This is a genomic window from Pararhizobium sp. (assembly GCF_035497515.1).
GTDB lineage: Bacteria > Pseudomonadota > Alphaproteobacteria > Rhizobiales > Rhizobiaceae > Pararhizobium.
Map to the genome: position 1 here is coordinate 1 of NZ_DATJDJ010000070.1, position 23374 is coordinate 23374.

At 60.6% G+C, this 23374-nt stretch carries 19 protein-coding genes and 1 pseudogene; 15 read left to right on the forward strand and 5 right to left on the reverse strand.

Translation table 11 applies throughout. The annotated features are described in order from the left end of the window. Nucleotides 1-663, reverse strand: a 663-nt coding sequence (locus VL202_RS08020; RefSeq protein WP_325463602.1) for an amino acid--tRNA ligase-related protein, incomplete at its 3' end; no start/stop codon positions are given. 216 nt (nt 664-879) lie between these two features. After that, nucleotides 880-2334 (reverse strand): glutamate--tRNA ligase, encoded by a 1455-nt coding sequence (gltX, locus tag VL202_RS08025; protein WP_325463603.1) that lies wholly within the window; start codon nt 2332-2334, stop codon nt 880-882. Nucleotides 2335-2619: 285 nt separating this feature from the next. On the opposite strand from gltX, the gene VL202_RS08030 reads away from it, so the two are divergent. The 3 genes from VL202_RS08030 to VL202_RS08040 all read left to right on the forward strand — a co-directional run bounded on the left by VL202_RS08030 (nt 2620) and on the right by VL202_RS08040 (nt 4063). Further along, nucleotides 2620-2967, forward strand: coding sequence for a metalloregulator ArsR/SmtB family transcription factor (locus tag VL202_RS08030; protein WP_325463604.1), 348 nt, complete (start codon nt 2620-2622; stop codon nt 2965-2967). Continuing rightward, complete coding sequence (locus VL202_RS08035; RefSeq protein WP_325463605.1) at nt 2951-3445, forward strand: SRPBCC domain-containing protein; 495 nt, start codon at nt 2951-2953, stop codon at nt 3443-3445. Before VL202_RS08030 ends, VL202_RS08035 begins: the two co-directional genes overlap by 17 nt. A gap of 81 nt (nt 3446-3526) precedes the next feature. Further along, entirely contained in the window at nt 3527-4063 is a 537-nt protein-coding gene (locus VL202_RS08040) for an SRPBCC family protein (protein WP_325463606.1), read from the forward strand. Between the two features lie 309 nt (nt 4064-4372). On the opposite strand, the gene VL202_RS08045 is transcribed toward VL202_RS08040, so the two are convergent. Continuing rightward, entirely contained in the window at nt 4373-5122 is a 750-nt protein-coding gene (locus VL202_RS08045) for a TerC family protein (protein ID WP_325463607.1), read from the reverse strand. A 180-nt stretch (nt 5123-5302) separates the two neighbouring features. After that, on the reverse strand, nt 5303-6007 hold the full coding sequence (locus VL202_RS08050) for a TetR/AcrR family transcriptional regulator (RefSeq protein ID WP_325463608.1): 705 nt from the start codon (nt 6005-6007) through the stop codon (nt 5303-5305). Between the two features lie 130 nt (nt 6008-6137). Here VL202_RS08050 and VL202_RS08055 point away from each other — a divergent pair, with 130 nt between their 5' ends. The 6 genes and pseudogenes from VL202_RS08055 to VL202_RS08080 all read left to right on the forward strand — a co-directional run bounded on the left by VL202_RS08055 (nt 6138) and on the right by VL202_RS08080 (nt 15281). Further along, nucleotides 6138-7364 (forward strand): HlyD family secretion protein, encoded by a 1227-nt coding sequence (locus VL202_RS08055; RefSeq protein WP_325463609.1) that lies wholly within the window; start codon nt 6138-6140, stop codon nt 7362-7364. A 255-nt stretch (nt 7365-7619) separates the two neighbouring features. Beyond that, nucleotides 7620-9215, forward strand: coding sequence for a DHA2 family efflux MFS transporter permease subunit (locus tag VL202_RS08060; RefSeq protein ID WP_325463610.1), 1596 nt, complete (start codon nt 7620-7622; stop codon nt 9213-9215). Between the two features lie 271 nt (nt 9216-9486). Further along, nucleotides 9487-10509, forward strand: a pseudogene (locus VL202_RS08065) (LacI family DNA-binding transcriptional regulator); the annotation flags it as partial. 87 nt (nt 10510-10596) lie between these two features. Beyond that, nucleotides 10597-12051, forward strand: coding sequence for a xylulokinase (gene xylB, locus VL202_RS08070; RefSeq protein ID WP_325463611.1), 1455 nt, complete (start codon nt 10597-10599; stop codon nt 12049-12051). Between the two features lie 150 nt (nt 12052-12201). Beyond that, nucleotides 12202-13512, forward strand: coding sequence for a xylose isomerase (gene xylA, locus VL202_RS08075; protein WP_325463612.1), 1311 nt, complete (start codon nt 12202-12204; stop codon nt 13510-13512). Nucleotides 13513-13763: 251 nt separating this feature from the next. Continuing rightward, a complete protein-coding gene (locus tag VL202_RS08080; protein ID WP_325463613.1) occupies nt 13764-15281 on the forward strand; it encodes a globin-coupled sensor protein in 1518 nt (505 codons plus the stop codon). A gap of 16 nt (nt 15282-15297) precedes the next feature. On the opposite strand, the gene VL202_RS08085 is transcribed toward VL202_RS08080, so the two are convergent. Then, entirely contained in the window at nt 15298-16329 is a 1032-nt protein-coding gene (locus tag VL202_RS08085; RefSeq protein WP_325463614.1) for a LacI family DNA-binding transcriptional regulator, read from the reverse strand. A gap of 165 nt (nt 16330-16494) precedes the next feature. On the opposite strand from VL202_RS08085, the gene VL202_RS08090 reads away from it, so the two are divergent. The 6 genes from VL202_RS08090 to VL202_RS08115 all read left to right on the forward strand — a co-directional run bounded on the left by VL202_RS08090 (nt 16495) and on the right by VL202_RS08115 (nt 23142). Next, nucleotides 16495-18021, forward strand: a complete 1527-nt coding sequence (locus VL202_RS08090; protein ID WP_325463615.1) for a sugar ABC transporter ATP-binding protein — start codon at nt 16495-16497, stop codon at nt 18019-18021. 64 nt (nt 18022-18085) lie between these two features. Continuing rightward, entirely contained in the window at nt 18086-19090 is a 1005-nt protein-coding gene (locus VL202_RS08095; protein ID WP_325463616.1) for an ABC transporter permease, read from the forward strand. Between the two features lie 141 nt (nt 19091-19231). Then, complete coding sequence (locus VL202_RS08100; RefSeq protein WP_325463617.1) at nt 19232-20185, forward strand: substrate-binding domain-containing protein; 954 nt, start codon at nt 19232-19234, stop codon at nt 20183-20185. A 240-nt stretch (nt 20186-20425) separates the two neighbouring features. After that, nucleotides 20426-21478, forward strand: coding sequence for a sugar phosphate isomerase/epimerase (locus VL202_RS08105; protein ID WP_325463618.1), 1053 nt, complete (start codon nt 20426-20428; stop codon nt 21476-21478). Between the two features lie 178 nt (nt 21479-21656). Next, nucleotides 21657-22841: a Gfo/Idh/MocA family oxidoreductase gene (locus VL202_RS08110; RefSeq protein WP_325463619.1), complete on the forward strand. Its 1185-nt coding sequence runs from the start codon at nt 21657-21659 to the stop codon at nt 22839-22841. A gap of 34 nt (nt 22842-22875) precedes the next feature. Then, nucleotides 22876-23142: a type II toxin-antitoxin system ParD family antitoxin gene (locus VL202_RS08115; RefSeq protein ID WP_325463620.1), complete on the forward strand. Its 267-nt coding sequence runs from the start codon at nt 22876-22878 to the stop codon at nt 23140-23142. Nucleotides 23143-23374: the final 232 nt, after the last annotated feature.

A 23374-nucleotide genomic window follows, 5' to 3' on the forward strand; every position in this document is an offset into this window, starting at 1 on the left:
CGTATTGTGATGCGTCTTGAACGGCTCGGCGGTGGCGCCGCCATAGACCGAGTGCAGCATCGGCGTCTCGACTTCCATGAAGCCGTCGTCTTCCATGAAGCGGCGGATGCCGGAGACGATCTTCGAGCGCTGCTGGAAGCGGAGCTTGGACTCCTCGTTGGTCATGATGTCGAGGTGACGCTTGCGGTAGCGCTGCTCGATGTCGGACAGGCCATGCCACTTTTCCGGCATCGGCAGCAGCGACTTGGTGAGCATGGTGATCTCTTGCGCATTGATCGACAGTTCGCCGCGCTTGGTGCGCCGCACCACGCCGGTCACGCCGATGATGTCGCCGAGATCGATCATCGGCAGCAGCGCGCGCGCCTCTTCGGGCGTCGTGTCCTTGTGGGAAAAGATCTGGATCTTGCCGCCCGCATCGTGAATGTCCATGAACATGCCTGAGTTGCGCGATGAGTAGACCCGGCCGGCGACCGTGACCACGTCATCGGTCACAACATCCGCTTCCAGAGCCTCGTATTTCTTGGCGAGATCTGCATTGGTGGTGGTGCGGTGGAAATGCGCCGGATAGACATCGCCGATCTTTTCGCGCAGCAAGGCCAGCTTCTGGGCGCGCACTTCCGTGACGTCGGAGGAGAGGGTGGTTTCGGTCTTGTTGTCGGTCATGGTTCAGTTCCGTCTTACGGTTCCCGGCCCTCGTCATTCCTGTGCTTGTCACAGGAACCCAGTGCGCCCAGGTCCTTGGGCGCGAGAGACCTAAAGTGTTCTTTCACGGCGCAGACGCGCCGTGGCTGGATTCCTGTGACAGGCACAGGAATGACGAAGGAAAGGACTGCGCTCCATCACATCCTGCGTGCCTTGCCGCCCGAAAGCGGCGTCGTTTTATTTCGAGCCCGCCATCGAGGCCACCACCTGGCCGGCGACCTTCAGGCGCTGGCGCACGACCGAGCGGCCGAGGATGGCCATGGAATCGAACAGCGGCAACGAGCGGGTCGAGCCGGAGACGGCGACGAACAGCGGCGCGACGATGACCTTCAGCTTCTTGCCCATGCGTTCGGAAATCGCCCGCAGTTCCGCCTCGATCGATTCGACATTCCATTCGAGGATCTTTTCGAGGTCCGGCTGGACCGTGTTGAAAATCTCCACCAGTTCTTCCGGCGAAGATTTGATCTTGGCGAAGGAGGAAGCATCAAGGCCAAGATCGGACTTGAACAGGAAGCCCGCCAGATCCGGCAGCTCGCCGAGCTTGGAAATGCGCGATTGCGACAGTTTCAGGCCCTGCTTGATGCGGTCGTTTTCCATAGCCCATGAGAGGACGCGGGCGGCGAATTCGTCTTCCGTAAGACCTTCGCGCAGCCAACGGCCGTTCAGCCAGTCGAGCTTCTGCACGTCGAAGATCGCGCCGGCCTTGGAGAGGTTGGCAGGATCGAACTTCTCCGCCAGCTGCTCCATGGTCAGCATCTCCTCGCCTTCGGCGATCTGGATGAAGAACAGGCCGAGAAAGTTCATCAGCGCTTCCGGCAGATAGCCGAGTGCGGTGTAATAGGAGATCGAGGTGGGGTTCTTGCGCTTGGACAGCTTCGACTTGTCGTGATTGCGCATCAACGAGAGATGCATGAACACCGGCGGCTCGAGACCCAGATACTGGTAGATCAGGATGTGCTTCGGCACCGAGGACAGCCATTCCTCGCCGCGCGCCACATGGGTGATCTTCATCAGGTGATCGTCGACAACATTGGCCATGTGATAGGTCGGCATGCCATCGGCCTTGAGCAGCACCTGCATGTCCACCGCATCCCACGGGATATCGACTTCGCCATAGACGCCGTCGACGAACTTGCAGGAGCCTTCGGTCGGGATTTTCATGCGCACGACGGTGGGTTCGCCAGCGGCCATGCGGGTCGTGACTTCCTCTGCCGAAAGCGTCAGGCAGCGGCCATCATACTTTGGCGGCTTGCCGGCTGCGCGCTGTGCCTCGCGCATTTCGGCCAGCCGTGCGGGCGAGCAGAAACAGCGGAAGCCATGGCCGTTGGACACGATCTTCTCAACGAAGGGGAGATAAGTGTCCTTGCGGTCGCTCTGGCGATAGGGGCCATAGGGGCCGCCGATGTCGGGGCCTTCCGACCATGTCAGGCCGCACCATTTGAGTGCGTCGAGGACCTTGGTCTCGAATTCCGGGGTCGAGCGGGTCGCATCCGTGTCTTCGATGCGCAGGATGAACTCGCCGCCCATTTTCTGTGCGAAGAGATAGTTGAACAGCGCGATATAGGCGGTGCCGACATGGGGCTCGCCGGTGGGAGAAGGTGCGATGCGCACCCGGACTGGTCTGTCTGTCATGATCCTGGCCCGTGTTTGACGTGCTTTCGGCCTTCCTGCCGGAGAGGAGTGTCCGGACGTGAAAGGCGCATGCTTTAAGGGAAGGAAATGCCCGATCTGTGCCTGCAAAGGCGGAAATACGGTCATTCCACGTGGCTGGCGTGAGACCATATTCAACCCGGCGCGTCAAGGAAAACCACGCCGGAAAGCGAGTGCCCGGTTTTGAAACTCGAACTGACGCCGTTGACAGGCAGGTCCATCTCGGCTATTTAACTTATTAGTTAATTAACTGATTGGTTTATTGCGATGCTTCAGGACCGCCTCAGCATGACCCTTTCGGCCCTTGCCGATCCCACGCGGCGGGCCATCCTGGCGCGCCTGGCGTCCGGCGAAGCTTCCGTCAACGAACTGGCGGAACCTTTCGATATGAGCCTGCCGGCGGTTTCCAAGCATCTGAAGGTGCTGGAGAAGGCGGGACTGATCAGCCGTGGGCGCGAAGCGCAGTGGCGCCCTTGCAAGCTGGAGGCCGGCCCTCTGCGCGATGTGAATGCCTGGCTCGATAACTACCGCCAATTCTGGGACGAGAGCCTCGACCGGCTCGGTCTCTATCTGCAAAAGCTACAAAAGGGAGATGGAAATGGACGCCCGAGCTGAATACGTGCCTGCCGACAAAGCCAACCTTGTCCTGAAGCGAACCTACGACGCGCCCGTCGCGCTGGTCTTCAAGGTCTGGACCGATCCCCATCATCTTGCGCAATGGTGGGGGCCGCACGGCTATACGACCCCGGTCTGCGAAGTGGACCTGAGGCCCGGCGGCATCATCCGCCTGCACATGGAGGGCGAGGATGGGGTGCGCAACCCGTCCAACGGCATCGTCAGGGAGGTGGTCGAGAACGAGCGGTTCGCCTTCACCACCACTTGGGACGACGGCGACGGCAAGCCGATGATCGAGCTGCTGAACACCGTTACCTTGCGCGCAGTCGGCGACCGCACCGAGATGACGTTGCACACCCATGTGCTGCAGATCACGCAGGAACTGGTGCCACAGCTCGATGGCGGCATGGAGCAGGGCTGGAGCGAAAGCCTCGAAAAGTTCGCTTCCGTCGTCGCCGCGCTCAAGCAGGCCAGTTGAGTTATCGAGACCTTCGGGGGAGGCGCCGCCATGCGCTCCCCGAAGATTTCCTCTCCGCTTCATCTCTTTCAGGAACCCGATATGTTGAAAATCCTGCTGATCATCGTTGCCGTCATCGTCGTGCTGGTGCTCGCCGTCGTCGTCTTCGCCTCCACCAAACCCGACACATTCCATGTCGAACGCACCGTGACCATCAACGCGCCACAGGAGAAGATCTTCCCGCTCATCGCCGACTTCCGTGAGTGGCAGGCCTGGTCGCCCTATGAAAAGAAAGATCCGGCAATGACACGGACAGTCAGCGGAGCGGACAGCGGTCTCGGCGCAGTCTACGCCTGGGATGGAAACAGCAATGTCGGTGCCGGCCGTATGGAGATTGTCGAGGCGAGCCCGCCTTCAAAAGTGCAGATCAAGCTCGATTTCGTCCGTCCGTTCGAGGGCCATAACGTCGCGACATTTACGCTTGCTCCTGCGACGCAAGGAACCACCGTCACATGGGCGATGGACGGCCCGAGCCCACTTATTGCCAAGGTCATGGGGCTGGTTTTCAACATGGACATAATGATCGGCGGTGACTTCTCTCAAGGACTGGAGAATCTGAAGGCTCTTGCCGAGAAATAAAAAACGGAACCATCCTTGGCATCACCCGTTCTTCCTAAGCGAGGAAAGCGGGCTGTGCCAACCGGACTCGAGGGAGATGGAGAACGCGGAGATTTTTCCGGTTTCTCTTCGCGGCCAACGAAAAGGCAGTCGAGCTCCTTTACCCCTTCGGCCCGTGTCCTCGCACCGCGCATATTTCGAATTGCCCCGGGAACGATTTCCCGGGGCTTTTTGATTGTTGGTGTCTCTGGCTCGTGGTTGCACCGCCAAAACAAGGGAGCGCGGCCGATGACCGCGCTCCCGTTTTTCATCCCGTGGCCAGAAAGCCGATCAACGCTTGGCTTGTTTGTCGCGCTGCCGCTTGCGCCGCGACAGCATGTTGAGGACTTCGACCAGCGCCGAGAAGGACATGGCGGCATAGATGTAGCCCTTGGGTACATGGAAGCCGGCGCCTTCGGCGATCAGCGTCGTGCCGATCATCAGCAGGAAGCCCAGTGCGAGCATGACGATGGTCGGGTTCTTTTCGATGAAACGCGCCAGGGGCCCGGAAGCGACGAGCATGACGGTCACCGCGAAAACGACTGCAACGACCATGATCGGAAGATGCGGGGTCATGCCGACAGCGGTGATGATGCTGTCGATGGAAAAGACGAGGTCGAGAACCAGAATTTGCCCGATGGCGGCGGCAAAGGTGGTCGTTCCGGCCTTGGCAATGGCATCCTCTTCATGATCCACCGGATCGACGGTGTGATGGATTTCCCTCGTTGCTTTCCAGACGAGAAAGAGACCGCCGGCGATCAGGATCATATCCTTCCAGGAATAACCGTGTCCGAAGAGATCGAATACCGGCTCCGTCAACCGGACGATCCAGGCGACGGTTCCAAGCAGTCCGAGGCGCATGATCAGGGCCAGTCCGATGCCGACGCGGCGTGCCTTCTCGCGGTTTTCCGGCGGCAGCTTGTTGGTCAGGATCGAGATGAAGATGAGGTTGTCGATGCCGAGCACGACCTCCATCACGATCAGGGTGACGAGGGCAATCCAGGCGGTCGGATCTTGCAACAGTAGCAAAGTATCCTGCATCGGGGGAGGTTCCTTCCTCGATTTGAGATGCGCATAGGTGAACCCGCGTCTCCAGAGGAAAGCACGGCGAATGATGTGTCTGTATGTATGGGGAAATGCCGCGATGGCAAGCGGTTCGCTTGCGCTGGATCCCGTTAATTGCTGGCTAGAATCCAGACTTCCGTCAAGCCGAGCCGGTTTTCAGGCGTTTGCCGAAGCCTTTACCCCATAGGCAGCGAGGAAGACGCGTACGGCGCCGGTGATAACCCGGTCGATCTCCTGCGGCGGCGGCGCGTGTTCCATGGTTCCGAAGAGACGAACCTTGAAAAAGCCACCACTGGAGAGATCGAGGAACTGGCCTGCCGCCAGATCGAGGTCGTCGACTCTGAGATTGCCGAGATCGACCTGATGCTTCAGGAATTCCTGCAGGACGGTTCGCAGGTTTTCCGGTCCCTTGAAGAAGCGCCGACACAGATCCGGCATGCGGTCGCGAACGCCCAGCACGGTGCGCATGGCATTGATGACCTTTTCACCGGTCATGTGCGTGACGAAACTGACGCCAAATTTGTAGAGGCCGGTTTCGACATCGTCGTTGGACGCGAGGACGGTGCGAACGGTGGCAAGGAAAATCGCCCGCTCGCGCTCGATCATCGCCGAAAACAGGTCTTCCTTGTTCTCGAAATAAACATAGATCGTGCCCTTGGAGACGCCAGCCTCGCGGGTGATGTCGTTCATGCTGGCGGCGTCGAAGCCGACGCTCATGAAAACGCGTTTGGCACCTTCGATGATCTGCTCACGCTTTGCCGGGTCTTCTCCCGCGACCTTTCTCCCGACCGGCCAACGATCGTCCGCGCGTTCGCAGCCTTGCACACTGTTTTCCGGTGCATTGTTTTCCGAGGCGGGCATGGGTTTTTCTCTTTTTTAACTTTTCGAACCGCTTGGTTCGATTTGACTTGATATGTGCTTAGATTAGCATTATGTCAATCGAACTGAACGGTTCGGTTCGAATTTCTCATATAAGGTCTGGCTGCGCAATATGTCGATTTCAAGCAAATCAGGTGCTGCCCACGTTCGTCCCGTCGGCGCCGATTTCAACGTGGAGGACGATCAGACCATCGCGACCGAAGCCAGGGCTGCGACCGAACCGGTCGCGGAAGCGGTGGCCGCAAAGCCGGTTGAAGCCGCTGCGCCGGCGCCTGCTCCCAAGCGCCGCAAGTTCGTCTTTCCGATCATTGTCATTGCCGCGCTCGCCGCAGGCGGATGGTATGGTTATGACTGGTGGACCAACGGCCGCTTCATGATCTCGACCGACGACGCCTATATCGAAGGCGATATCGCCTCCATCTCGCCGAAGGTTTCCGGTTATGTCGAGAAGGTCAATGTCGTTGCCAACCAGCATGTCAAGGCTGGCGATGCGCTGATCACGCTCGACAAGGAAGATTACCGCATTGCCGCCGATCAGGCGCAGGCGCAGATCGATACGGAAAAGCTTTCCCTGCAGCGTTTCGACGCGCAAATTGCCGGCGCTGAAGCCAGCGTGCAGCAGGCCCAGGCCCAGAAAACAGCCCTTCAGGCGACCGTGCGGGGTGCCGAAATCACGCTCAAGCGTGCCAGCGACCTCCAGTCAAAGGCAGTCGGCACGGTCGCCTCCCTCGACAGCGCGACGATCGCGCTTGACCAGGCAAAGGCCAATCTGATCGGCGCCGACGCCGCGATCGCGACGGCGACGGCCAATATTGCGGTCCTCAAGGCGCAGCGCGCCGAGGCCGAAAGCACGATACAGTCGCTTGAACTCTCCCGTGAAAAGGCTCAGCGTGATCTGGGCTTCACGGTTCTGAAGGCGCCCTATGACGGTATCGTCGGCAACCTGGCTGTCCAGGATGGTGACCTCGTCTCCGCCGGCCAGCGTCTCGCAGCCCTTGTTCCGGTCGATCAGCTCTATATCGACGCCAATTTCAAGGAAACGCAGATCGCCCACATGGTTCCGGGCTCGAAGGTCAACATCCATGTGGATGCCTTCGACGCGGAGCCGATCGTCGGCACGGTCCAGTCGATTTCGCCGGCCTCCGGCTCGGTCTTCTCGCTGCTTCCGGCTGAAAACGCCACGGGCAACTTCACCAAGGTCATCCAGCGCGTCCCGGTTCGCATCGTGTTCCCGAAGGACGTACTGGAAAGCGGTCGTCTGCGCGCCGGCCTCAGCGTCGTCGTCGATGTCGATACGCGCACCGCGCCGAAGACGCAGGATACCGCGGCGTTCAAATAACCGGTTCGCTTATTTCGACCTCAAGAATGCCCCTCACCCTAGCCCTCTCCCCGCATGCGGGGAGAGGGGACCAACTCGGAATTCGTGGTTTGGTCCTTCTCTCCGTGAGAACGGGGAGAAGATGCCCGACAGGGCGGAAGGGCTTCCCGTAATGCTGCGAGCATTCGGAAGCGGTACGAGACAATGCGTTTAATATTCAAATTCACGATGGCTGGCATGTTCGCCTGAACACGTCGCGAGCCGGGAGCAAAGCCGATGGCTGCCACTGCTACAGCGGGTACGATGCCGGTCTCTTCCGCCGGGGTTGAAGAGCGGATGGATCCGAAACGTCTGATCGCGTTCTTCGCGATGGTCTTCGGCATGTTCATGTCGATCCTCGACATCCAGATCGTCTCGGCTTCGCTTGCGGAAATCCAGGCAGGCCTCTCGGCCGGTTCCGATGAGGTGGCCTGGGTGCAGACCGCCTACCTGATTGCCGAGGTCATCATGATCCCGCTCTCGGGCACGTTGGCGCGCATCGTCTCGACGCGCGTGCTGTTCTCGGTTTCCGCCGCGGGTTTCACCGCCGCCAGCGCGCTTGCCGCGACGGCGACAAATATCGACCAGATGATCGTCTATCGGGCACTGCAGGGATTCATCGGCGGCGGCATGATTCCGTCGGTCTTTGCGGCCGCCTTCACCATCTTCCCGCCGTCGAAACGCAGCATCGTATCGCCGATCATCGGTCTTGTCGCAACGCTTGCGCCAACCATCGGGCCGACCGTCGGCGGCTATCTCAGCCACGCCTTCTCCTGGCATTGGCTGTTCCTGATCAATGTCATTCCGGGCATCATCGTCACCATCGTCACCTGGAACTTCATCGATTTCGACAAGCCTGAACTCCATATGTTCAAGAAGTTCGACTGGTGGGGCCTGTTCTCGATGGCGGTGTTCCTCGGCACGCTCGAATACGTGCTTGAAGAAGGCAACAAGAACGACTGGTTTGCCGATGAAACCATCTTCATCGCCGCGGTCGCATCGGCGATCGGTGCAATTGTCTTCTTCTATCGTGCCTTCAAGGTCGAATTTCCGATCGTCGACTTGAGGGCTTTCGCCAATCGAAACTTCGCGTTCGGCTCGCTGTTCTCGTTCATCATGGGCATCGGGCTCTATGGTCTGACCTATCTCTATCCGGTTTATCTCGGCCGGATCCGTGGGTACGACTCGCTGATGATCGGCGAGACCATGTTCGTGTCTGGTCTTGCCATGTTCTGCACCGCGCCGATCGCCGGCCGGCTGTCGACCAAGCTCGACCCGCGCATCATGATGGCCATCGGCTTTTCGAGTTTCGCCGCCGGCACCTGGCTGATGGGCGGGCTAACGGCCGACTGGGATTTCTACGAACTGCTCGTGCCGCAGATCCTGCGTGGCTTTGGGCTGATGATGTGCATGGTGCCGATCAACAACGTCGCACTCGGGACGCTGCCACCGTCGCGTATCCGCGGCGCCTCCGGCCTGTTCAACCTGACACGTAACCTTGGCGGCGCCGTCGGCCTCGCCGCGATCAACACCATCCTGACCCAGCGCCAGGAAGAGCATTATGCCCGCCTGCAGGAACATGTGCAGTGGGGCAATCCAGAAGCCATGGACCAGTTGAACAACATGATCGCCAAATACAATGCCCATGGTCTCGATGGTGCGACGATCGCGATCCAGAAACTGTCGGGCATCGTAACCCAGCAGGCGGTCATCCTGTCGTTCATCGATGTTTTCAACATCCTCACCGTCCTGTTCGGCGCGCTCGTCTTCTTCGCCTTCCTGATCAAGAAGCCGCAACCCGCTCCGACTGGCGCCGGAGGTGGCGGCCACTGAGCCCAGCCTCCCACAGCACCGGATTCAGCCGCTATCGAGAATGCCGGGGGGCACAAATTCAGGGCATTCCGTATGAACGGGCGACCAGTCCCGCCGCCGATCGAGGCCGCCTGATATCCGGCCACAGGCCCGCGCTGTTGTGCCAGGAAGGGCAAGACGGACGGTCAATCTCCCGCAGCGTGTCGCGGCCCTGAGCCGCCGGCGGTGTGTTTCGGATTTTTTTGATTTACGTACATCAAATTTTCCTCTAAGGCTCGTCTCCGGAGGAAACATGCGCCCGACAGTTCACGATATCGCTGCTGCTGCGGGCGTCAGCCTGGCCACCGTCGACCGCGTCTTGAACCAGCGCGCCGGGGTGCGCTCGGTGACGCGCGAAAAGGTCGAGCAGGCAATCGAGCGCATCGGTTACGTGCGCGATGTCGCGGCAGCGAACCTCGCCAAGAGCCGCGTTTATCCCCTTATCTTCATTCTGCCGGCAGGCGACAATTCCTTCATGCGCGGGTTGGAAGTGCAGGTGCGCGCGGCGATTGCCAGGTCGCCGGTCGAGCGCACCGCAATTTCCATCGTTGCCGTTCCGGCCTTCAACGTCGAAGCGCTGGTGGCGGCACTGGACGATGCGCGCGCAGCGGCACCTGCCGGTGTTGCCGTCGTTGCCATCGATTCTCCCGATGTCATTGCCGCCGTGGACCGATTGCGGGCGGCACGCATTCCCGTCGTCACGCTGGTCTCGGATCTTCCCGGTTCGCAGCGCGATCATTTCGCCGGCGTCGATAACGTTGCGGCTGGGCGCACGGCCGGCAGCCTGATGGGGCGCTTTCTCGGTGGGCGTTCGGGAGCGGTCGCGGTTCTCGCCGGTTCCATGCTGGTGCGCGACCATCGCGAACGCCTCGACGGTTTTCGCGCGGTGATGGAGCAGGATTTTGCCGGACATGAATTGCTGCCGGTGATCGAAGGGCAGGATGATCCGGCCCTGGTCGAGCGGCTGATCAGCGAAACGCTGGCCGCGCATGGCCATATCGCCGGTATCTACAGCCTTGGCGCCGGTAACAGGGGCCTGATCGCGGCCTTGAAGAAGCGCTCCGGCGACGCGCCGATCTGCGTCATCGCCCATGAATTGACATCGCACACGCGGGCCGCGCTGAACGATGGCTTGATCGATGCGGTGCTGAACCAGGATGCCGGTCACGAAGTGCGCAGCGCCATTCGCGTGCTGAAGGCCAAGGCCGACGGCGTTGCCTTGCTTGGAGCGCAGGAACGCATCCGCATCGACATCTTCCTCAGGGACAACCTGCCGTTCGAGCAGGATGCCGGAACAGACATGCCCCTTGGCGGGGGCAGTAACCAGGAGCCCGAACAGGGCGGAAATGACTAGGAGACCATCATGTATCTCGGTTTGGACCTCGGCACATCCGGGGTGAAGGCATTGTTGATCGATGACAGCCAGCGGGTTGTCGGTTCGGCCTCCGGCGCCATGGACGTGTCCCGTCCGCATCCGGGCTGGTCGGAACAGGATCCGGCCCACTGGATCCGCGCGACGGAAGAGGCAATCGCCGGTTTGAAGGCGTCCCACCCGAAGGAACTGGCGGCGGTCAAGGGCATCGGCCTGTCCGGCCATATGCATGGCGCCACCTTGCTGGATGACCAGGACAAGGTCCTGCGCCCCTGCATTCTCTGGAACGACACGCGCAGCGCAGCGCAAGCGGCCAAGCTCGATGCCGATCCGCAGTTCCGCGCCCTGACCGGCAATATCGTCTTTCCGGGCTTTACCGCGCCAAAGCTGGTCTGGGTCGCCGAAAACGAGCCGGATATCTTCGCCAAGGTCCGTTGGGTCCTGTTGCCGAAGGATTATCTGCGCCTCTGGCTGACCGGCGAGCATATTTCCGAAATGTCGGATTCGGCGGGCACGTCCTGGCTGGATACGGGCAAGCGGGCCTGGTCCGACATCCTTCTCTCTGCAACCGGCTTGGAACGGCGACAGATGCCGGATCTTGTCGAAGGCACCGAACAGGGCGGCACGCTGAAGGGCGACCTCGCGGCCAAGTGGAACATGAACGCCAACGTCGTCGTTGCCGGCGGGGCAGGCGACAATGCGGCTTCGGCCTGCGGCATGGGCACGGTCGGTGAAGGCCATGCCTTCGTGTCGCTCGGCACGTCCGGCGTGCTGTTTGCCGCCAATTTCAGCTACCTGCCCAATCCCGAAAGCGCCGTGCATGCTTTCTGCCATGCGCTCCCGAATACCTGGCACCAGATGGGCGTCATCCTGTCGGCGACGGACGCGCTCAACTGGCATTCCGGCGTGACCGGCAAGAGCGCTGCCGACCTGACCACAGAACTCGGCGATACGCTCAAGGCGCCCTCGGGCGTCTCCTTCCTGCCCTATCTCTCGGGCGAGCGCACGCCGCACAATGACGCCGCCATTCGTGGCGTCTTTGCCGGGCTTGGCCATGAAAGCAGCCGCGTCGTGTTGACCCAGGCGGTGCTGGAAGGCGTGTCTTTCGCCCTGCGCGACAGCCTTGAAGCGTTGAAGGCCGCCGGTACCAGCCTGTCCCGCGTCACCGCCATCGGTGGCGGTTCCCGCTCGCGCTACTGGCTGAAATCGATCGCCACGGCGCTCGATCTGCCGGTCGATGTCCCTGCCGATGGTGATTTCGGTGCCGCCTTCGGCGCCGCCCGCCTCGGCCTTGTGGCCGCCACCAAGGCCGATCCGCTTAAGGTTTTCACCGCGCCCGCAACGGCTGAAACCGTCCAGCCGGACGCCTCCCTGCGTGGTGCCTACGAAGACGCGTACCAGCGCTATCGCCGGCTCTATCCGGCGATCAAGTCCGCGGCGATTTAGTCGCCCCTCACCCCAGCCCTCTCCCCGTCGGAACGGGGAGAGGGGGCAACCGAGTTTGCCACTTGTCCCTTCTCCCCGTCAAAACGGGGAGAAGGTGCCCGACAGGGCGGATAAGGGGCACCACACAAACAAACCACCACGGAGACACACATGAGCACCGGTTTCTTTGGCGATATCGCCAAGATCAAGTACGAAGGCCCCGACAGCACCAATCCGCTGGCCTATCGCTTCTATCAGCCCGACGAAATGGTCATGGGCAAGCGCATGGAAGACCATCTGCGCTTTGCCGTCGCCTACTGGCATACCTTCACCTGGCCGGGCGGTGATCCCTTCGGCGGTCAGACGTTCCTGCGTCCCTGGTTCGACGAGACGATGAAGGCCGCCAAGCTGAAGGCTGACGTGGCGTTCGAATTCTTTTCGCTGCTCGGCGTACCCTATTACTGCTTCCACGATGCCGATGTGCGCCCGGAAGGCAAGAATTTCGCCGAGAACACCAGGAACCTCAACGAGATCGTCGACTACTTCGCTGAGAAGCAGGCAGCCACCGGCGTCAAGCTGCTCTGGGGCACGGCGAACCTGTTTTCCAACCGCCGCTTCATGTCGGGTGCCGCGACCAATCCGGATCCGGACGTCTTCGCCTTCTCCGCCGCGACGGTGAAGACCTGCATGGACGCGACGCAGAAGCTCGGTGGCGAGAATTACGTGCTCTGGGGCGGCCGCGAAGGCTATGAAACGCTGCTCAACACCGACCTGAAGCGCGAACTCGACCAACTCGGCCGCTTCCTCAACCTCGTCGTCGAATACAAGCACAAGATCGGTTACAAGGGCGCGATCCTGATCGAGCCGAAGCCGCAGGAGCCGACCAAGCACCAGTACGACTACGACGTCGCGACCGTCTACGGCTTCCTCAAGAGGAACGGTCTCGAAAACGAGGTGAAGGTCAATATCGAGCAGGGCCATGCCATTCTTGCCGGTCATTCCTTCGAGCACGAACTGGCGCTTGCCAATGCGCTCGGCATTTTCGGCTCGATCGACATGAACCGCAACGACTACCAGTCCGGCTGGGATACCGACCAGTTCCCCAATAATGTGCCGGAAATGGCGCTGGCCTATTACCACGTTCTGGCAGGCGGCGGCTTCACGACCGGCGGTACCAACTTCGACGCAAAGCTTCGCCGCCAGTCGCTCGATCCGGCAGACCTGCTGATCGGTCATATCGGCGGCATGGATTGCTGCGCCCGCGGCCTGAAGGCTGCCGCCAAGATGATCGAGGACAAGGCACTCTCCAAGCCGCTCACCGACCGTTATGCCGGCTGGGATTCGGCCGAGGGCCAGAAACTGCTCGCCGGTGGTTTCTCGCTGGAAGAGATCGCCCAGTGGGTCGAGGCCAAGGACATCAATCCGCAGCCGAAATCCGGCAAGCAGGAGTTGCTCGAAAACGTCGTCAACCGCTACGTTTGACAGGTTTTTACGGGTAGAAAAATGACGGAAGGGCGCTATGGCGCCCTTCTTTTTGCCTGCACCTGTTCCGGGAAAATTTACTTTAGGAAACAATATATTAGAAGGAGCGATGGAGCAGATTTCCATGCGGTTTTAAAGGTATTTTTAACCAACCGGTTCTACTTGTCGTCAAAACCCGCGCCTTTCTCTGCCGACATGACGTCGAACACGCAGCCCGCATGTCCCTCCTTCCCTCCCAAAGGATATCAGGCATGACTGGTACTTCTGCTCTCACGAAACAACTGAATGAACGGCTCGACTTTGTCGGTCTCGGCGCCGAGGAGCGGCAGATTCTCGCCAAGGCCCAGCCCGTCATTTCAGCCTCCCTCGATAGCGCGCTCGACAAATTCTACGCCAAGGCGACGGCCCATCCGGAAACAGCGAAATTCTTCTCCAGCGACGCCCATGTCAAAAGCGCGAAGGCGCGGCAGGTGCGTCATTGGGACAAGATCGCGTCCGGCAACCTTGACGGCGCCTATGTCGAGGCCGTTACCGCGATCGGCAAGACCCATGCCCGCCTCGGGCTGGAGCCGCGCTGGTATATCGGCGGTTATGCGCTGATCATGGAAACCATCGTCAAGAATGTCGTGGACGCACACCTGCAGGGCTTCCTGCATCGCCGGAAGGCCCAGGCTGTCAGCGAGGACATCACGGCCATCATGAAGGTCGCCTTCGTCGATATGGACTACGCGATCTCCGTCTATCTGGAAGCGCTGCAGGACGAACGCGTCAAGGCGGAATCGGAACGCGAAACCCTCGCCGACCAGCAGGACGATGCCCTTTCGGCGTTGGACATGTCGCTCAACGGCCTCGCCGGCGGCAATCTGACGGCGCATATCGACGCGGCGCTGGCGCCGAAGTTCGATAACCTGAAATCCAATTTCAACTCGGCGCTCTCGACGCTCGACAAGACGCTCGGCGCCATCGTCGCCGGTGCGGACGAAACCTCGAGCAATGCCAGCGAGCTTGTCTCTGCAACCGACGACATGGCCCGGCGCACCGAGCAGCAGGCTGCCTCGCTGGAGGAAACCGCGGCAGCGCTCGAGGAGATCACGACGATTTCCAAGGAAGCGGCCGTGCGCACCGAGGAGGCCCGGCGTATCGTCGGCACGGCGACCGAGGAAGCACGCCGTTCCGGCGAAGTGGTAGCGAAGGCTGTGTCCGCGATGAGCGCCATCGAGGAATCCTCGCGCAAGATCACCCAGATCATCAGCGTCATCGACCAGATCTCGTTCCAGACCAATCTTCTGGCGCTGAATGCCGGCGTCGAGGCGGCCCGCGCCGGCGATGCAGGCAAGGGATTTGCGGTCGTCGCCCAGGAGGTGCGCGAACTCGCGCAGAAGTCGGCCGATGCGGCCAAGGAGATCAAGTCGCTGATCGACAAGTCCTTCGAGGACGTCCTCACCGGCGTCTCGCTTGTCAACAACACCGGCGAAGCCCTCAAGACGATCGGCGAGCAGGTCACCCATATTAACGGCCACATCGATGCGATTGCCGGCTCGGCGCGCGAGCAGGCGATCGGGATTGCCGAGATCAACACGGCCGTCACCGGCATGGACCAGATGACGCAGCAGAATGCCGCCATGGTGGAACAGACCGCCGCGGCCACGCACAATCTGATGCGGGTCAGCATGAACCTGAAACAGATGGCCGGCCAGTTCACGGTTTCCGACAGGTCGGTATCCGCGCAGGTTGGCGGTCTTTCGCCCTCGCGCCGCCGCGCGGCTTAGTATCCGACAACCGGCGCTATCGTTTCGTCCATTCGCGTGACGGCGCCGCCACGGAATTTCGTACGATCAGATCGGGCCGAAGCAGGATTTCTGTTTCGGCCGGTTGCCCATCGGACAAAAGCTCCAGCAGCAGTGCCATGGCATTCTTGCCGATCAATGTGCGCGGCTGGCGGATCGTGGTCAGGGCGGGCGACATGAAGCTTGCCTGCGGCACGTCATCAAAGCCGGTGACGGAAAAATCCCTCGGAATATCGTAGCCACGCGCCCCAAGACCGATCATCACGCCAATGGCCGTCTGGTCGTTAACGCACATGAAGGCGGTCGGCAGCGTATCGCGCATGAACAGTTGCTCGACGGCCAGACGCCCGCTTTCGATCGTACCGTCACCTTCGAAGACAACACGCAGGTCGGCCGGAACATTCGCCGCGTTCAGGCCAGCCTCATAGCCTTGCCGGCGCCGACCATAAGCAAGTCGCGTGCGCGAATCGCCGATGAAGGCAATCTTGCGGTGCCCTTCCGCGAGCAGCAGGTCCACCACCTTGCGGGCGCCCTCGATGTCGTCGACGCCGACATAGGGGATGCCGCCGTTGAACACCGGTTCGAAAACGCCGACGCTGGGTGGCAGCCGCGCCGTCATCGTCTGATGGCCGAAAGGCAGGATGCCCGTAAACAGGATCAGACCCGCCGCCTGGTTCGAATTGAGGAATTTGAGATATTCTAGCCCGCGCTGGGCGTCATTCTGCGTATGGCCTATCAACACGCCATAGCCATGCGACCGGGCCTCGTTCTCAAGGCCAATCAGGATATTAGAAAAATTCGGGTCTCCGATATCGGGCGCCACGACCAGAATCATGTTCGAGCGGCCAAGCCTGAGGCTGCGCGCCATGGCATTGGTGGTGTAACCGGTGACGGCGATCGCCTGGTTGACCTTCAGTCGCGTCGAGTTCGCCACCTTCTCCGGCGTGTGAATGGCGCGCGAAACAGTCGCGATCGAAACTTCGGCGATCCTGGCGACGTCTTCGATTGTTGCGGGGGTGGAATTCGACACTGGATCTGCCTTGGGTCTCGTCTGCGCGGGACACTACACAGACTCACCCGGAGGTCAAAGCCCGGCAGCAAGAATTCGGCTATATCCCATGATGTAAACCTTTACATGGCCTATGTAAAGGTTTACATAGCGTCTCAAGCGGATGGGAACCGCAGGGAGGACATCATGAATTCGCAGGTCGTCGACGATGGCGCTCCGGTGCTATCAGCGAAGAGAATAGCCAAGTCTTTCAATGGCGTGCAGGTTCTCTTCAGTGTCGATTTCGATCTGCGGGCGGGTGAAGTCCATGCCCTGATGGGTGAAAATGGCGCCGGCAAGTCGACGCTGGTCAAGATTCTCTCCGGTTTCGAGCAGCCTACCTCGGGTGAAATCCTCCTTGACGGCAGGTCGGTCAAGCTGCCGCCAAACGGTGCGGCGGAAGCGCTGGGCATCGTCATCATCCATCAGGAATTCAACCTCGCTGAACATCTGACAGTGACCGAGAGCCTGTTCCTCGGTCGCGAAGTCACCCATTATGGGGTGCTCGATCGCAAGTTCATGCGCGCCGAAACCCGCCGTGTGCTCGACCTGCTCGGTTCGCATGTCGATGAGAACGCCATGATCAGCAGCCTGGCGATCGCCGACAAGCAGATGGTCGAGATCGCCAAGGCGATCAGCCGCGATGCCCGGATCATTTTCATGGACGAGCCGACGGCGGTTTTGTCGCGGGAAGAAACGAACTATCTCTTCAAGCAGGTGCGCAAGCTGCGTGACAAGGGTACGAGCTTCGTCTTCGTGTCCCACAAGCTTGACGAAGTCATGGAGCTGACAGACCGCGTCACCGTGCTGCGCGACGGTCAGTGGATCAAGACGTCGCCGACGGCCATCCTCGACGGCGAGTCCATCGCTCAGCTTATGGTCGGCCGCGAGTTGTCGAAGCTGTTTCCGGCGAAAAACGAGCCGGATGTCGATGAGAAAATCGTCCTCAGCGTCAACGGCCTGGCCACAGGCTATGTGAAGGATGCTAGTTTCGAGGTCCGCAAGGGTGAGATCCTCGGCTTTTCCGGCCTGATCGGCTCCGGTCGGACGGAACTGATGGAGGCGATTGTCGGGCTCAGAAGCCGGGCAGGGGGCGAGGTTGTTGTTCACGGAGAGCACATTCCCGCCGGCGATCCCCATGCCGCCAATCGCAGTGGTCTCGCCTACATGACCAAGGACCGTAAATCGAAGGGCCTGCTGCTCAATTCCCGCATGACCGCCAATCTGACGCTGCAGTCGCTGGAGAAGCACGGCAAGCTTGGCTATCTCAGCCCCGCCAGCGAGGCGGTCGCGCTTGAAAAGGCCCGCCGTCGCTTCGATATTCGCGTGCGCGACGGCAATGTCGTCGCCGGCCGCATGTCCGGCGGCAACCAGCAGAAGCTGCTGCTTGCCAAGGTCATGGAGACCGAGCCGCAGATCATCATCATTGACGAGCCGACGCGCGGCATCGATGTCGGTACCAAGCAGCAGATCTATCATTTCATCTCGGCGCTGGCGCGCGACGGCCGTTCGATCATCGTTGTCTCCTCGGAAATGCCTGAAGTCATCGGCATGTGCACCCGCGTTGCCGTCATGCGCGAAGGTCGCATCGTCGGCATGCTGGAGGGCGACGAGATCAACGAGCAGGAAATCATGCGCTACGCCGCAGGACTGAAGAAAAAGGCAGCCGCCTGAAAAGGCCGCGTGCAAAGCAAAAACAAGTTCCCTTGAGGGAACGAGGCGGGAGGCCGGTTTGGACATGAGTGCGAATGAAGAAGTGCGGGCGATCCGCCGCCGCAGCTGGCGCGATGTCGATCTTCGAGCGGTAGCGCCGTTTGCGGCGCTGATCCTGCTGTTGATCGTCGGCGCCCTGGTCAATCCCAACTTCATTGGAATCACCAACCTCGCGAACGTCGCGACACGCAGCGCCTTCATCGCGATCATCGCCGTCGGCGCCACTTTCGTCATTTCGTCCGGCGACCTCGATCTGTCCGTCGGCTCGATGGTGGCCTTCGTCGCCAGCCTGATGATCCTGTTCATGAATTCCGGCGTGATTGCCGATCCCGCCCTGATGCTGACCGCCGCGATCGTCTTCACCGTCGCCGCCGGTGCCGCCTGCGGGCTGCTGAATGGCCTGATCACCACCGTCGGCAGGATCGAGCCCTTCATCGCCACCCTCGGCACCATGGGCATCTATCGTGGCCTGACCACCTGGCTGTCGCAGGGTGGCGCGATCACGTTGCGCGAGCCGGCGCTGCAGGAAATGTATCGCCCGGCCTATTTCGGCTATATCCTTGGCGTGCCGGTCCCGATCGTTGTTATCCTGGCCGTGACAGCTGTTGCTGCCTTCATTCTTTACCGCACCCGCTATGGCCGCCATGTGGTGGCGGTCGGCTCCAACAGCGACGTCGCCCGCTATTCCGGCATTCCGGTCAACCGGGTGCGCACCATCGCCTTCGTCATCCAGGGCCTGTGCGTGGCGATCGCCGTGCTGCTCTACGTGCCGCGCCTCGGCTCGACTTCGGCGACGACGGGCATCCTGTGGGAACTGCAGGCGATCACCGCGGTCGTCGTCGGCGGCACGGCGTTGAAGGGCGGTGCCGGCCGCGTCTGGGGCACGATCTGCGGCGCCTTCATCCTCGAACTCGTCGGCAACATCATGCTTTTGTCGAATTTCATCAGCGAATACCTGATCGGCGCCATTCAGGGCGCGATCATCATCATCGCGATGCTTGTCCAGCGCTCGCTGGTCAGGAAATCATAAACCCGCGTTTCCGGTCACGGGCCGGAAATTCGGGACACCAGAGATAAAGCATTTCCGGTTCGGAGAAACCGGAAGGCTTGAGCCGGGTCTTAGGGTCGTCCGGCGCTGATTAGAGACCCGAAACACTAGGGAGAGAGAAACATGCGTAAAGGACTATTGGGCGTTGCAGCCATCGCCATCATGGCGTTTGCTGGCGTGGCCCACGCGCAGGAAGAAAAGAAGGTCACGATCGGCGTTTCGATCCCGGCCGCCGACCATGGCTGGACCTCGGGCGTCGTGTTCCACGCCGAGCGCGTCGCCAAGCTTCTGATGGAACAGCATCCGGGCCTCAACGTCATCGTCAAGACCTCGCCGGATCCGGCAAGCCAGGCGAACGCGGTACAGGACCTCGAGACACAGGGTATCGACGCTCTCGTGATCCTGCCGTCCGATCCGGATCCGCTGGTCAACGCCATCAAGGAAGTCAAGGGCAAGGGTACGTTCGTCGCCATCGTCGACCGTGCACCATCGGTCAACGACAACACGGTCCGCGACCTCTATGTTGCCGGCAACAATCCGGCGCTTGGCCAGACGGCCGGTGAATACATCAAGGCAACGACGCCGGACGCCGAAGTCGTCATCATTCGCGGCCTGCCGATCCCGATCGACCAACAGCGCCAGGACGGCTTCGACAAGGGTATCGAAGGTTCCAACGTCAAGGTTCTCGACCGCCAGTTCGGCAACTGGAACCGCGACGATGCCTTCAAGGTTATGCAGGACTACCTGACCAAGTACCAGAAGATCGACGTCGTATGGTGCCAGGACGACGACATGGCCGTCGGCGTTCTGCAGGCCATCGAGCAGGCCGGCCGCAAGGACATCCAGTATGTCGTAGCCGGCGCAGGCTCCAAGGACATGATCAAGAAGGTCATGGACGGCGACAAGATGATCCCCGTCGACGTTCTCTATCCGCCGGCAATGGTCGGCACAGCGCTCGAAATGACTGTTGCCAATTTCTACGGCCAGGTTCCGGTTCGCGGCGTCTACACGATCGATGCGACGCTCGTGACCAAGGACAATGCCAAGGACTTCTACTTCCCGGATTCCCCGTTCTGATCCGGACTTGAGACTTGCACTGCCCGCAGCTTGGTGCTGCGGGCAGTTTTCTTTTGGCTGCGGATTTGTGAAGATTTCGATCCGCGCCGGATTGTCCCCCAGCTCAAACATGATAGCTTTCAGCCGCGCTGCAACGTTTCAGGTTTAGCGACTGCTGTGAGATGTACGTACCGCAGAAACGGTTTTAAGGAATTTTGTTCGCCGGGGTAGAGCGGCGATCATCGATGGAGGAGACGACGGATGAAGACGATCAAGGGCCCGGCCCTATTCCTGGGACAGTTCGCGGGCGATGCCGCCCCCTTCAATTCATGGGATTCGATCACCAAATGGGCGGCGGATTGCGGTTATATCGGCGTTCAGGTGCCGACCTGGGCCGGCCAGCTTTTCGACCTCAGGAAGGCCGCCTCATCGAAGGACTATTGTGACGAATTCGCCGGCAAAGCGCGCGAGAACGGCATCGAGGTGACCGAGCTTTCGACCCATCTTCAGGGTCAACTGGTCGCGGTCAATCCGGTCTATGACGAGGCCTTCGACGGTTTTGCGGCGGCGGAAGTGCGCGGCAACCCGAAGGCGCGCCAGGAATGGGCGGTCGAACAGGTCAAGATGGCGCTGACGGCGTCGAAACATCTCGGCATCAAGGCGCACGCGACCTTCTCCGGTGCGCTCGCCTGGCCTTTCATGTATCCTTGGCCACAGCGTCCCGCCGGCCTCGTCGAGACGGCCTTTGACGAACTGGCCCGCCGCTGGAAGCCGATCCTCGACCATGCCGACGATTGCGGCGTCGATGTTGCCTATGAAATCCATCCCGGCGAAGACCTGCATGACGGCGTCACCTTCGAGATGTTCCTTGACCGTGTCGGCAATCATCCGCGCGCCAACATGCTCTATGATCCCTCGCACTATATCCTGCAGTGCCTGGATTATCTCGACAACATCGACATCTACCACGAGCGCATCAAGATGTTCCACGTCAAGGATGCCGAGTTCAATCCGACCGGACGCCAGGGCGTCTATGGCGGCTATCAGGGCTGGGTCAACCGGGCCGGCCGCTTCCGCTCGCCGGGCGACGGCCAGGTCGATTTCGGCGCGGTCTTCTCGAAACTGACCGCTAATAACTTTGACGGCTGGGCTGTCGTCGAATGGGAATGCGCGTTGAAGCACCCGGAGGATGGTGCCCGTGAAGGTGCCGAGTTCGTCAAGCACCATATCATCCGCGTTACCGAAAAGGCCTTCGACGATTTTGCCGACGCCGGCACCGACGACGCGGCCAACCGGCGCATGCTGGGACTTTGAGTCGCTTCAGGGCCCCTCTGTCGGCTGCGCCGACATCTCCCTCTCAAGGGGGATGATCAGCCGCAAACTTCTGTGCCCGTAAGGGAAAAGAATAATCTCCCCCCTTGAGGGGGCGATGTCACGCAGTGACAGAGGGGGGTAAACCTTCCGCATCTTCAAAAATCCAAGGGAGAAAACAATGGCAATCGAAGGAAGCTCTTCGGAAACCCGCGAAAAGCGCATTCGTCTCGGCATGGTCGGTGGTGGTTCCGGCGCGTTCATCGGCGCGGTTCACCGCATGGCCGCCCGTCTTGACGACCATTTCGAACTTGTCGCAGGCGCCCTGTCGTCGACGCCGGAAAAGGCTCAGGCATCCGGCCGCGAACTCGGCCTTGATCCGTCGCGCAGCTATTCCGATTTCAAGGAAATGGCGATCCGTGAAGCCAAGCTGAAGAACGGCATCGAGGCCGTCGCCATCGTCACGCCGAACCATGTGCATTACGAAGCGGCACGCGAATTCCTCAAGCGCGGCATACATGTCATCTGCGACAAGCCGCTGACCTCGACGCTTTCGGACGCGAAGAAGCTGAAGAAACTGGCCGACGAAAGCGGTGCGCTGTTCGTGCTCACCCACAACTACACCGGTTATCCGATGGTCCGCCAGGCCCGTGAGATGGTCGCCAATGGCGATATCGGCGTCGTGCGTCTCGTCCAGATGGAATATCCCCAGGATTGGCTGACCGAGAATATCGAACAGTCCGGCCAGAAGCAGGCCGCGTGGCGCACCGATCCGTCGAAGTCGGGAGCCGGCGGTTCCACCGGCGATATCGGCACCCACGCCTATAATCTCGGCGCCTTCGTCTCCGGTCTGGAACTGGAAGAGCTCGCCGCCGATCTCGACAGTTTCGTCGAAGGCCGTGCGCTGGATGACAACGCCCATGTGATGATGCGCTTCAGGGCCAAGGATGGCCAGCGGGCCAAGGGCATGCTCTGGTGCAGCCAGGTTGCCCCCGGCCATGAGAACGGCCTGATGGTCCGCGTCTACGGTACCAAGGGCGGCCTGGAATGGACCCAGAAGGACCCGAACTATCTGTGGTACACGCCGTTTGGTGAGCCGAAGCGCCTGATCACCCGCGCCGGTGCGGGCGCCGGGGCCGCTGCCGTCCGCGTATCGCGCATTCCGTCCGGTCATCCGGAAGGCTATCTCGAGGGCTTTGCCAACATCTACACCGAAGCCGCGCGCGCGATCTATGCCAAACGCAAGGGTGAGGCCGTCGATCCGGCTGTCATCTATCCGACAATCGACGATGGCATGAAGGGCATGGTGTTCGTCGATGCCTGCGTGCAATCGTCGAAGCGTAATGGCGCGTGGGTGAAGGTCTAAGCTCCACGACGAGCTTTAGCGGGTTCGCGCCTGTATGATGAATATGGCGAACGGCGCGAACCTGGCTCAGCATCTCGAAATCCTTGTCACCGAGCAGGTGACGAGGGGCAGTTTCCGCGGCAGAATGCTGCGGGAGGAGAATGTCATGATCCATGATGAGAAGACGCGACTGGCGGCGCTCGATTTGTCGATTGCGCGTGGGCTTGAGGATATGGAAGCCGACCGCCTCAAGCCCGCTCAGGCCGTGCTGGATCGCCTTGTCGCCAAGTATGAAGGTAAGGCAAAAGACAGCCCTTCATAACGGCTGTTTTCGCCGACGCAGCCCCCAACATCATAATCCTGCATATCCTCAATGGTGTTCAGGACTACGAGGCCATTCTTTTTCCTGAAACATCCCATCTTGTCGCGACCTGATCGCATCCTGCCCACGCGATGTTGACTTTTCTGAAAATCGCCGTACTGCAACGTTGCAGTAGCCGCCTGTCATCTGGAGTATCCATGATCGATCCCAAGACCCTTTCCGAGCGTTTCCC